The organism is Streptomyces maremycinicus (assembly GCF_001184025.1).
In the GTDB taxonomy this organism is placed as follows: domain Bacteria; phylum Actinomycetota; class Actinomycetes; order Streptomycetales; family Streptomycetaceae; genus Streptomyces; species Streptomyces maremycinicus.
This window is the reverse complement of sequence record NZ_BBYG01000022.1, coordinates 81,412-93,925: the sequence shown is the minus strand read 5'-3', so window position 1 is coordinate 93,925 and position 12,514 is coordinate 81,412. Positions and strand designations below refer to the sequence as shown.

6 protein-coding genes are annotated in these 12,514 nt (G+C 66.7%); 4 read left to right on the top strand and 2 right to left on the bottom strand.

Annotated features, from left to right (window positions below):
* Nucleotides 1-117: 117 nt before the first annotated feature.
* From AOQ37_RS33375 to AOQ37_RS33365, 3 genes are all read left to right on the top strand, one after another.
* Entirely contained in the window at nucleotides 118-1,170 is a 1,053-nt protein-coding gene (locus tag AOQ37_RS33375; RefSeq protein WP_234437087.1) for a hypothetical protein, read from the top strand.
* Between the two features lie 280 nt (nucleotides 1,171-1,450).
* On the top strand, nucleotides 1,451-2,821 hold the full coding sequence (locus AOQ37_RS33370; RefSeq protein ID WP_159401404.1) for a hypothetical protein: 1,371 nt from the start codon (nucleotides 1,451-1,453) through the stop codon (nucleotides 2,819-2,821).
* 47 nt (nucleotides 2,822-2,868) lie between these two features.
* Nucleotides 2,869-3,576 carry a hypothetical protein gene (locus AOQ37_RS33365; RefSeq protein WP_234437086.1) on the top strand — a complete coding sequence of 236 codons (708 nt, stop codon included), beginning with the start codon at nucleotides 2,869-2,871 and terminating at the stop codon, nucleotides 3,574-3,576.
* A gap of 298 nt (nucleotides 3,577-3,874) precedes the next feature.
* Here the strand turns inward: AOQ37_RS33365 and AOQ37_RS40565 are convergent, their stop codons facing one another.
* Entirely contained in the window at nucleotides 3,875-4,018 is a 144-nt protein-coding gene (locus tag AOQ37_RS40565) for a hypothetical protein (RefSeq protein ID WP_159401403.1), read from the bottom strand.
* 9 nt (nucleotides 4,019-4,027) lie between these two features.
* Here AOQ37_RS40565 and AOQ37_RS33360 point away from each other — a divergent pair, with 9 nt between their 5' ends.
* Nucleotides 4,028-7,729 carry a hypothetical protein gene (locus AOQ37_RS33360; RefSeq protein WP_159401402.1) on the top strand — a complete coding sequence of 1,234 codons (3,702 nt, stop codon included), beginning with the start codon at nucleotides 4,028-4,030 and terminating at the stop codon, nucleotides 7,727-7,729.
* A gap of 2,224 nt (nucleotides 7,730-9,953) precedes the next feature.
* Here the strand turns inward: AOQ37_RS33360 and AOQ37_RS33355 are convergent.
* A complete protein-coding gene (locus AOQ37_RS33355) occupies nucleotides 9,954-12,497 on the bottom strand; it encodes a CRISPR-associated endonuclease Cas3'' (RefSeq protein WP_234437085.1) in 2,544 nt (847 codons plus the stop codon).
* Between the last annotated feature and the right edge of the window lie 17 nt (nucleotides 12,498-12,514).

Below are 12,514 nucleotides of genomic sequence, written 5' to 3'. Positions count from 1 at the left end.
CGGAACGCAAGGAGCGTGGCATTGCACCGGCCTGCACCACCGTGATCACACACAGCAGCTCGTCAGTGTTCGTTGACGTGCCGGGATCGGGCCGAGGCGCGTCAGGAAGGCACTGTCGTGAGCGACCGCTCCTCGTGGGAATCCCGCAAGCTCCGCTACTGGGCCGAGTGCAGTGGGCAGTCCCGCCGCGCCGGCCTTCGAACCAGCCACCCGGCACCCGCGGCCTCGCCAGCGCAGGCGCAGTTGGAGAGCCGCGTCCTCGAGCAACTGGGCACCTCCCCGAGTCTGTGCGCGCACCCCTTCGGCATCGCCTCACTGACCAGTGCCACCACGTCCCTCACCCTGCACCTCGACCCCTACATGGGCCAGGAGCGGTACTCCTTCCCCGAACACTGTCTGAGTCGTCTGCTGCCCTCGACTCCCGCACCGGGCACCGGGGACGATGTGCCCGGCATCCCCGGCCTGCGGGTGACCGGCATCAAGGCCGGCGGCCGACAGCTGCACCTGCACCTGCACACGGTGAGCCCGGGGCAAGCGGCAACCCTCCTGCTCGTTCTGCCCCGCGGGCTGCCGGAGGGCTGGGCCGACATCGAAGGCCGGCACCGGCACTGGTGCGAAGACAACGGACTGCGACCGCTATGGACGACCCCGCACCTCGATCCCGTTGAATCCGGCTACCTCAACGCCTCTCCCAATCTCGAGAGCTTGCGAGCCAGGCGGGCCGCGGTGGGCAGCGCTCTGCTCCGGCGTATCGCGCTCTTCCCCACCGGCACCGCCTTCTACCGTGTCCAGTGCTGGGACGACGCCGACAGCTGGAAGATCGACGCCCGCACCGCCCACCCTCGGGCCCTGTGGCACGACCGGCTCCTTCAGCGGCTGTGCCACCCGCGATGGGGCCTGCCCGTGCAGGTGGCCCACCGGTTCTGCCACTGCGCCGAACCGGACGCCCCCTACCAGTGGGGCCACACCTGCGCCTTCTACTTCGACAGCCACGACGAAGACGACCTTCTCTATCTCCGCGTCCACGCCAGCCCCGAAGGACGCGACTACGACCGGCAGATCGAGACGCTGCACCAGGTGGGAGCATCACAGGACTGGATGGCCCAAGCTTTTCCACGCCGCGCTGTCCAGCACCACGACCAGCGCCATCAAGCGCAACAACTGCGATAGCGGCAGGGAAGACAGCTCATGCCTGGACCGGATTTGCCGTCGGCGGCGGATCCCATGACCGCACAAGCGTTGGTCTCGCGGAAGAGGACCAGCCGGGTCCCTGCGCCTACGCCCCTGAGCGATCTGACGGCGCAATTCAACGTTCGGGGCCGGTGGGCGGCCGTCGCCGCGTAGCGTCACCCCCAGCTATGCAGTGACCAGACGGTCACACGGGGTCGCAGCCTGGGAGAGTCGAACATGGTCAACGCCGGGACGTGCTGGGCTGTGGCAGCAGCTCGCTGTGAGCGACGCGCTGCCGGACGAGGCGCTACCCAGGATGGTCGAGGCACTGTGCTCGACCTCCGTCGCCCCCCACGACGTCGCCGGCCGCGGAGAGGAACGCCGTACCAAGGCCCTCGCGGACGCACTGCCCGTCCTGCTCAGCCGCGTCACCCGCCCCGGACTGCGCCGCCGCCTCCTTCAGCAGGCCGACGACAAGCAGCTCGCCGAACTCGCCGGCCAGGGCGTCGTGGTGGCCGCCGACCTGCCTACGATCCTGCGCACCCACCGCCCGACACCGGGCCTGGTCATCGGTCTGGCCCGCCACACCGATCAGGTCGACGCCGCGATCGGCCTGCTGCCCGGCATGCACGACACCGACCTCGAGGACGTCGTCACCTACTGGGACCCCAACCGCCACCTGTACCGGCCGGACGCCGAACCGGCCCCTCCCATACCTCCGGCGCTCTTCGACGCCGTCCTGGAGCACGCCCTCACCCCGCTCGCCCGGCTGCTGAAGGACCCGCAGCACGAGGAATGGCAGTTCGCGCAACGTGCCGACCTGGGCCTGCCCCACGAGTTCGGCGAAGGCGCCCCCTGGCGCATCCTCGCAACCTGCCCCGACCGCTGGAACGATCTGGTCGAACATCCCGCCATCGGCACCGCCGTCCAACACCTTCTCCTGGACCAGGCCGAGGTGGAGGCGCGCCGCAGCCGCATGATGGCGGCCAACAGCTCCTCCCTCACCGGGAACACGGACGACGGCCCGGCCGAACAGCTCGAGCCGGAGCTGGCGCTCGACACCGCCCTGCTGCGGGCCTGCCTGCCCGCCCTGTGCCTGCCGGAGATGGCCGGCCTGCCCAAGCCGAGCGTGACCGTCCGCCACCGGCTCCACCACATTGCCAACCGTGTGCGCCACAACCCCCGCCTCACCGACCTCGCGGCCACCGAGCTGCGGGCGGCCGCCGATGAATGCGTCCGCCGCGGCCGCCTGCTCACCCCCGCCCGTAACGACGACCGCAAGCACCGGGCCGTCGCCATCGCCGAGGACCTGGCCCTGCTCAGCGCCAACCCCACGCACCTGGCCAAGGCCTGCGCGCTTCTGGCCACGCTGGAACAGCCCGCCGTCGTCTCCACCCCGCCCAGCCCCCGCTCGCCTGTGACGGTTGCAGGGGCAGCCCGTCAAGGGTTTGGCGGGTGGCAGCCCTCGCCAGCGTCGCAGGAAGCGGTCTTGCCAATTGACTCACGTCCCGGTGATGACCCTCCGGACAACCGGGCACCGAGCAGGGGAAGGGGGACGGCATCCTCGGTATCGGCCCCCTTTCAAGATGCGTTCGGCGGACCACGAGCGCTTCGGCGTCCAACGATGTGGCCGACTTCCTGTCGACTGTGATCAGCTCTCAGCTGACAAGGACAGGCCGCACGGTCTTCAATGGCGTCGTGGCCACGCCGATACCCATACCCCCGCCCCCGCCCGCCACCCTGGAGATGATCTCGGGTAGCGCTGCGCTGGACGAAGTCCTGGCGTGTCTACGCGCACGGCGGCCGGTGTTCCATTCCGAGGCCGATCTCCAGCACAGTTTCGCCCTCGCCCTGGGCGAGGTCGCGCCGGAGGTCAGGTGCCGTCTCGAGGTCCCTGTGCGCGGGAGCGACGCCTCGGAGTACCTGGACCTACTGTGCCTGGGGCCTGCGGGCCGTACGGCAATCGAATTCAAATACGTGACCCGGCAGTGGTCGGGTACCGCCGGGACTCCTCCCGAGGAGTACGCCTTGCGCGGACACAACGCACCGGACGTCGCGCGTAAGGACTTCCTGCGGGACGTAGGAAGGCTGGAACGCTTCTGCGACCGCGAGGACCAGAACGGGCTGGCCCTGCTCATCACAAACGAGGCCGCCCTGTGGCGCCCCAGGCAACGCAGGATGCCCACCAGGGACGAGGAGTTCCGGATCCACCAGGGCCGCGAACTGAGCGGCACCTTGCTGTGGGCCGGCGGTTCCTTCCCGGACAACACCCGAGTGCTGCGGGGCGCCTACATGCTCACCTGGCGTCCATACACCCAACTGGAGGGCCCAAGTAGCGAGTTCCGCTGCCTCGCGGTGTTCATCACTCCGAACCGAGCGCAGCCCCAGCCGCCATACGAGGCGTGACCAGCAGACTGCCTCGCATGTCATTGACGGTCCGGCGGCATTGGCAGTGGCGGCGCCCTTGCGGGTGACCATGGGCATGCCTGGACAAGTCGCCTCGACTGTCCGACCAAACTGCCATGCTTCCAGGATGGCCAGTAAGAATAGGGGGCGCCGAGAGCGACCCGTCGCACCAGTGCGACAAGGCGATCCGAACAGTGAACCCGCAGAATCCCTGTGGACGAAGACACGCTCTGGGGCGCGGGCCGGTCGCGGATTTCACTACCAGGATGCCGTCGGAGCATGGCTGTGCGGCCGGGTCCTATCCGGCCGACTCGTCGTTGATCGCATCATCCCCGAAGGTTTTGAGGACCTCTCTTGCGCGGGCCCTACATCCTGGCATATCCAGGTAAAATCCCGTCAGGAACGGGTCGGCGATTTCACTGCTGCCGACGTAGCCGGGCATCTCGTCTCCATGGCCAAGGCGCATGCCAAGCGGGAAGCAGCGGGAGTGACCGACCGCGCGATCCTCATTCTCGAACGGCCAGTGGCAGGAGAACTGTTCACCGACTGGGATCGTCCGTTGAGTGCTCTCCCAACAGACCATTCTGTACTACGGGAATTCGACTCGAAGGCTGCAAAAGCCGGTCTGAACAGGGATGAGATCGACGCCTGGCGCAAGGTTGTCAGCCTCTACGTGCTGCCATGGGGTGCCGCTGCAGAGGAAACCCGGACCGCGGTGGTACAGCGCTTCGGGCTGCTTCCTGCGGCTGCCGATCCTATTGTGCTGGCCCTACGCGATGAGGTGGCAGGCCAAGCCGATGTCAACGCAGAGGCAAGTCTGCGTGAGGCGGCCGAGCTCACCCGAACAAGCATCGAGCGCATGGCCCAGGAGGTCGTGGAAACCATCGATCGCGAGTCGCTGGAAGAAGCCCTGTCGTCAGGTGCCTGCGAGCCGGTGGACTTCGACCGACCGCTTCTGCCGACCGGCTTCTACGAAGGCGTCGACGTGCAGCCCGGCCATATCGCGGCCGGCCTGCCCGCACCCAGGCAGGCTCTGACCGGCCAGGTGGTAACGGCGATCGACCGCGAGGAGAGCATCCTCATCGTCGGCCCGTCAGGAGTGGGCAAGTCGACGGTCATGTGGATGGCCGCCTACGTGACCAGGCATGTGCTCTGGTATCGGATCAGGCGCCTCCGAGACGGGGACATCGCCTCGTTGGTACGGCTGGCAAGAGCGTTGAAGCCCTCGACGCGCTCGCCGGTCGGATTCGTGGTGGACGGCATCGGGATCGGCTCGGCCGAGGCTTGGGACGCGCTTCAGCATGAACTCGCCCCGATTCCCGGCGTCCTGCTGTTGGGTTCTGTACGCAGTGAGGACTTGTTGCCGCTGCGGAGCCGGACCAGGTGTACGCAGATCACAGTGACACTCGACGAGGACGTCGCGAAGGAGATCCACACCGGGCTGACCGCGTCCGGTGCCACAACAACACCGCACTGGCGGGAGGCATACGAGGCAGCCGACGGTCTGACTCTGGAGTTCACCCACCTTCTCACCAAAGGACGGCGGCTCTCGGACGTTCTCTCGGAGCAGGTCGACCGGCGAGTGGTCGAAGGACGACAGACAGAGCTCGACATTCTGGCCAGGATTTCGGTGGCCCATCGATGGGGCACTGATCTGCCGGTCCGGGTGCTCCAGCAGCAACTCGGAGTCCGGGACGCGGAACTCCGCGCCGCGCTCTCGCGACTGATCCACGAGCACCTCGTCCAGGAGCGGTTGGGTCATCTGTCCGGGCTCCACCAGCTGCGCTCAGGCAGATTGGCGGATGCCGTACACGCAGTGCCGCCGCCTGTACTGGACGAGACCGTGATCGCGGTCATGCGGATGCTGGCAGACGAACAGCTCCAGCCGTTCGTGGCCGGCGTCCTCACGGAGCGCCCCGACCTCGATTCCGTCGTACTGGACCAGATAGTCGTCGAACTCGGGCAAAGGCACGGAACAGCCGCGGTCACCGGCGTCCTCCAGGCCCTCCGGCTGGTCGATTTCACCCGTTGCGCCACTGACTGGAAGCGGATCCTCGACCGGCATCAAGTATCGCTCGCACACCGTCGAACCCTTCTGCAGTTCGCGCTGCTCGACGGGGATTCACTGCCCGACCTGCAACCCGAGATCGCCGCGGCTACGGCCGAGATCCGGGCGTACCGTCCGCTGCGCTCACCGCTGCGCGACACCCTGGTGGAACGGCTCGGAACTGCCCAGTTAGCCCACCGTCTTGCACGGTGCGCGGAACCGGCCGAGGCGCAGAGGGTCCTGGCCGTCCTGACCGGATCAGATCTGGATCTCACGAACTGGCCTCCGACACTCGCGGACTCAGCGTTCGGCCGACTTCTCACCGGTTCATCGATCGAGTCGCTGGGGGACCTTCTCACAGCGGCGCGAGCTGTGTCGTTGGATCTGGCGAACGGCCTGCTGGAACTCGTGGGCGGAGAAGAGACTGTCCTGACGAGACTGAGAGCCCACTTTCCGTGGTTGTACAAGGTAGCCGTCGTAGAGCGGGAAGGACGACAGATCGCGTACGCCCGTCTCCTGCACGTGTCCGATCGGGCTCAGCCGGAGGCGGAACAAGCGGTCCGGACCTTCGGGCGGATCCTGCTGCGCTGCCTCCCGCACTGCGAAAGCGTGGACGTTCAGAGCCTGCTGCCTGGTGGCATTCCCCGGGCCTTCGGTGACTTCACAGCTGGGATCAGCCGTCTGGAGCGTCAGTACGATCGCTCGCCGACCCAGGTGGCGTGGATTCGCGCGCAGAGCCTGATCGCCACCACCCTGGCCGGCACCACCGACCGGACCAGCAGAGCCGCTGCCGCAAACGCCCTGCTCCCTAAGCTGTACAAATACTTGGCTGATTTGACCCGAGTCTGGCTCACCGGCCGCAGTCAGCCCCGGGACATCGCCATGCTTCAGACGATGCAGGCTGACCTGTACAAGCAGGCCACCTCGCTGACACTGCCCATGGACGGTACCCACCTGTCCTCACTGCCTGCCGACGATGCGGTCCCGGGTGGCGGAGCGGACCACTTGCAACTGCTCGCACACGGGGTCGCAGACAATCTGACACGAAGGATCGCGGATCCCGAGCAGTACCGATCACTCGCCGGGTACGCCCGAGACTCGCTGAGGAAAAGCGCGTTGGGCGTGCGGGACGCGGAACAATGGCACCTCATCGACCAGGAACCACCAGCTGTCCTAGACCAGATGACGAAGGCTCTCACCGACCTTCACGCCGTTCTCGCGGAGCTTGCCTGGGGCACCGTCGGTCTAAAGACCATCAGAACCGCGGCACGATCGGGACCATCTGCTTTCGCTCTCGCCCGGGCGGCGGACCTAGCCCGCGCCGCCGCCAGCGCCCGAGCGTCCGTCGTACAGCAGCAACTCCAGGTCGACGCCGAGACCGCAGGACTCTCCGTTGAGCTCTACGCCCGCCCTCTCGCCGACCCCGACGCGACGGAATGGCCGGCCGTTGAGTCGGCGGTGGGCGTGTACCTCGACGACGTCATCGGATGGTCGGCGGCGGTGGAAGAACTGAGCGCCTTGATGCACCACGATCATGTATCGCAGGGCTACCGAGGACCCGTCCTCCTCGTGCCACTCGTCGAAAGCAGACCCGTCCGCCTCCTGGCTCGGCAGCTCCAGACCACCACGTTGTGGCCGGGAGTCGACCTCTTCGACACTTGGATTACGGCCTTTCCCGAGGCACACCCGACCCCGCTTACTAACGCGGTCATCGACGCCCACCAGGCTCTTCAATGCCTCTCTGGCCTGGTGTACCTGGCAACTTTGCGGGATACCACTCCTCTGCACCAGAGCGTCGCCGACGAGGCTGCGAGGCGATTCCAAGAGGCACACCGCATCATCGCGGAATTCCGTCCCGGCGACCCCGTCATCAGTGCGATCGTGGACTTCCTCGGCTCCCTGGCTCGCCGGGTGCAGAGCGAAATCGACGAAGATGTGGCGATCCGAGACCCGGGAGTCCCCAATCTTGCGGTCGCCCTTGCTGAAGGCGTCACCGGCCAACCAGCCGATGACTACCAGGAGTTGCAATTCCTGATCACGGTCGCCCTGCAATGGGACATCTCCCCCGAACGCGCGGCACAACTCCTTGCCGCAGCCGATGATTGAAGCACCTGTGTCGAGCGGCGCGAACACACACTCTGCTCTGCTGCAGGGTCTGATCTTCATTGAGGCGAGGCAGTGAACAGTCCGGTACGGACGAACCAATGCGCGGGCCGCTGTGCCCGGTGCGGCGCAGACGTCGCGACAGAGGCCGGCGTGCTGCTCCGCAGTGTGTGGGGTGGCTGGGTGACCTACCATCCGTCTCACGCCCCGACGCCCGACCCGGAAGGCACCACGTCGGACACGTCCGCGATGCGCTCCAATCAGAGGGACGGGGAGTGCGAGACCTGTGGCTCGGTCGTTCCGGCTTGGCACTCACGCGCGCGCCTCGGCCACGTGGCCTTCACATGAAGAGTGCTCGGCCAGCGCCGAGGCCCCGCGCTCGCTGGATCTCGGGGCCGGGGAGTTGATCCGCTATTGGCTCGCGCCGCAGCATGCTGGCGGGCTTGTTGGGTCGCCCACGCTGCAAAGCGCCCGAGGGAGGAAGGCGGGTGTGCCAAGATCCGGACCAGGTGCGGACCAACTCGGTTGCTCAGCAGAGGATTCCACCATCTGCCGCAGGTCAGCGGCGGATGGGGCTGTGTACCACCAGCAGACGAAGAACATTCTTTGTTCTTACAGCCCTCAGAAACTTGGCTTCTTCTAGAGCCTGAAGTCGGGTTGCTTGGAGGCATCGTTGCGCTCCAGGCAACCCGACGCGATAGCTACCCAATGTAACGCGTTGGGTTCTTCTCGTCACTCTCTGACATCGGTGGAGCTCCACACGGACCAGTAACGGACCAATTGCGCCGGAGAACATCACCCCGCGGGCCGCATCGACCCCAGTGGACTCGATGCTCTTGCGAGTTGTCCCAGAGGACGACCGCCACAGCCGTGCACGACCTTCGCTGGCATGAGCACTGCGGGGTTGCGATCCTCGGCCATCGTAGGGATGGCCGCCGCGTGCCTTCGTTGCCCCAGGAGGCAACTATGCCGCCGTTGCGAATCCGGGTCGCCCCGGAGGGCGACCGCCGGCCGTTCCGTTGCGCGTAGTCCTTGTGCTGGTTGTTTCGATTCTCGGTCGCCGCAGAAGGCGGCCGCCAGACGTGACTGGGATGACCTTGCCGTCGCCACCCTTGGGATTGCGATCCTCGGCCGCCCCAAGGGGCGACCGCCAGTCTGACCTTGCGGAATTACGATCCAGCGTTGAATTTGGTTGCGATCCTCGGTCGCCTCAGAGGGCGACCGCCAGGTACAGCCGGACGCGCTTGTCACCGTCCATCGTATCGTTGCGATCCGCGGTCGCCCCGAAGGGCGACCGCCAGCCGCGTCCGGCGACATGATCGACATCTACTATGCGATGTTGCGATCCTCGGTCCTCCGAAAAACGACCGCCAGGGCCCGCAGGTCCTGCGGGGCGTTTGACGTGGCCCAGTTGCGATCCTCGGTTGCCCCGGACGGCGACCGCCAGCGCCCGCCGTGGAGGAGGGTCACCCGCTGATCACCATGTTGCGGTTCTCCGTCGTCCCGGGAGGCGACCGCCAGGTCCGAGATGCAGACGTGAGCGTGGGACTTTGAGACGTTGTGATCCTCGGTTGCCCTGAGACGGATCGCCACTGCTGGCCTCTGTGCAGTACGCCAGGGCCTGCCGTGGTTGCGATCCTCCATCGCCCCGGAGGGCGACCGCTAACTGCGCGGCCGTGGACGGGGTGATCGGCTGGTAGCGCTTGCGATAGCCGGTCACCCCTTGGGGGTGACCGGCAGACTCACATTAGGTCCCCGAACAGCAGGTTGACTTCGTGGTTGCGATCCTCGGTCGCCCCGGAGGGCAACCGCCAGCTCACCTTGATGAGGTTAGCCGCGCCGTTGGCGGTGTTGCGATCCTCGGTCGCCCCGGAAGGCGACCGCCATACCCGTACATCCGGGTTGACGGGCCGTGCAAGAACCCGTTGCGATCCTCGGTGCCCCGAAGGGCAACCGCCAGGGGGAACTGGGTCAGGACACGCAGTTCGTCGTTCATGTTGCGATTCTTCGGTCGCCCTGGAGGGCGACCGCCGGCCCACGAGCCGCCGCTGCCGCAGCTTCGCCCAGCGTGTTGAGATCCTCGGTCGCACGGAGGGCGACCACCGCGACGGATCGGTTTTCCAAGCACTCGAATTTTCACTGCTGCAAGCTGATCGCCACACTTCGGCAGCCGGCTGGCGGTTCCAGTTCCGCCAGCGTACTGGTGCGCGCTCGGTGGTCTGAATGGTCATGCAGGGGGTTCGATGCCTCGTTGCGGGTGGTAGGGGCCGACCCACTGGTGCAGGTCACCGGCGACTTCGATGGCGTAGCCGGCGTTGATCGCCAGCTCCAGTTCCCGCTCTGGGATGGATGCCATGTGCTCCTGCAGGGTGCGGTAGGTCACCGGCGTTGGCAGGCCGCGGCGGAGCTGGTCGACTGCCTTCTGGGCGGCCTGTCGGGTTTCTTCTTCAAGCTGAGGGCGGATGACGACCACGGCCACGGAGTGTTCGTTGTCGATGATCCGCATTCTGCGCGCGACCTCCGGGTAGTGCAATTTTTCTCGCAGCGCTTCGATGACTTCTCCGGTGGCTCCGTTGGGGTCCTTGGAGTGTTGTCCTGTCTGGAGGCGGTAGCGGTGCTGGTAGTACGAGCGGAGGACGTCCAGATCGTCGGGATCGGCCAGCCCGTCGCCGAAGCGGCGGGACGCCGCTGCGATGGCACACGTGTTGTAGACCATCTCCGGGTTGAGGCCATCCCGGGGATCGAAGATGGTCATGATGCTGTCCTTCGCGGGGCGCTTGCCCTCCCGATTGACCCGTCCGGCGGCCTGCTGCTCGGACTCCGGTGTTGATCTGGCGCGGTATCCGCGGGGGAAGTCAAGGTTGACGCCGGCTTCGATGAGCGAGGTGGACACGAGGAGGATGTCCAGGCCCTGCTCCAGGCGTTGCTTTGTCACTTGGATGGATTCTCGGCGATGGCCGCCGGTCATGCGGGTCGACAGGTGCAGGACGCCTGGGTCCTCGTCGCAGTTCGTGCCGAGCCAGATGCGATGCACCTGACTGGCGTCCTTGGTCCCGTTGACCACGACGAGGGCTTGGTCGTGCTCGGCCGCCTCGGCGGCGATGCTTGCGAGGGTCACTTCCGGGCCGGTCCGCCACTCATATCTGACGCGGCGCAGCTGCTTGAAGAGGGGTGCGGGGTCGGCGACGACGTCACGTTGAGGGAGACCGGCGCGCCAGGAGTTCAGTGCGGCGAGTTCTGGCTGGGTCGCCGATGAGAGTACGAGGGTCACGCCGTAGTGCTCCACGAGTTCCCGCAGGCCCGAGAGGATCGGGGTCAGGAGCCTGTCAGGGAGAGCCTGGACCTCGTCGAGGACGATCACGGAGTTGGCGAGCCGGTGGAGTCGGCGGGTCGCCCAGGGGGTGCTTCCGAAGATCGTTTCGATCAGGCGGACGGTGGTAGTGACGATGAAGGGTGCGTCCCAGTTCTCGGTGGCCAGTTTCGTCCACCGGTTGGGCCGGCCCCCTTTCAGGCCGTGGCGCACGTTCGTCGAGGGGCCGGCGGACTGCGGCGCGCGTTGCTGCGGAGCTTCGACGTTCACGGCTGAGTGGTGCTCCAGCACCACCGGCGGTCCTTGCTCGGCGTCCAGGAGGCTTCGGTACTCCGCTGCGTTCTGCTCGGTGATCGAGATGAACGGGACCGCGACGATGACGCGCCGCAATCCGTGCAGGGAGGCGTGGCGGAGGGCGAAGCCTCCGCCGGTGAACGTCTTTCCGGCGCCGGTCGGAAGGTGCAGCCGGTACACGCCCGGCTTGCCGGCGGCGGCTTCGAGTGCCTCCTGGTAGACCTTCTCGCGGAGCTTGTCCAGCCAGGAGGCGCTCTTGGAGCGCTGACGTCCGGCGAGGGCCTCCTGGCGGCGGGCCTCGTACCTCTCCCATAGTTCTGGCATCCCGACGTGCGGCCGGATGTGCGTGCCGGGTCTGAAGTGGGCGGCGGTGTCGAGACGGTCGGCGTCGACCACGGCCGAGTAGGTCATGCGGACCAGCATCTCCACAGCGATCTTGTCACGTGGGTCGAGCCAGTCCGGGGCGGCCGGGCATGAGCCGTCCAGGATCTCCGGCATGACCGCGGCGACTCGGTGGATGGCTTCGTCCACCTCGCTGGAGTCGGCCATCAGGGCCTTCAGCCGGAGCCGGACTTCCGACCACGCGGACAGGCCGGTGTGGTGTCCATCGATCACACCGGCGCAGGGCAGCAGAGCGGGGGAAGGTTCGGCCGCCCGGGCGAACAGGAGGGCTCCGGCGTCGTTGTGCGAGGGCCGTCTGGTCTTGCGGCCGGTGGTGGCCTCCTCGATCAGCCCCTCCTGCCACGCGCAGGCTCCTTTGCCCGTGTCGTGGTCGCGTCCGAGCCGGTAGGCGAGGTCACCGCCTCCCCATGGCTCTGCGAACCGACGGGCCAGCTCGCCCGTACCGCGGGCGTGGTCTTCGTACCAGTGCCAGGTCCCTTGGTGGCCCGGCGAGTGGGCCACGAGTCTGCCTTCCGGGACTGGCATCGACTCATCTACCGGATCAACTGCCTTGTTCGCAAGCCCGTTTGACATTCCATCATTTATGCGCTGAGAATCCACCAGACCACCACATTTCGTTATCGGTCCACCCTGGGACACGTGAGTCGCGGATCGGTCATCTGCAGCCCCGGGGCCATAGCGACGTTTGGGTGGCTGCAGGAAATTCGGGTCGATCGCCAGTGTCGCGACGGTAACGGGCACCACTGACAACCGGCCGAGCCGCACATGAGGGGGAAGTTTGT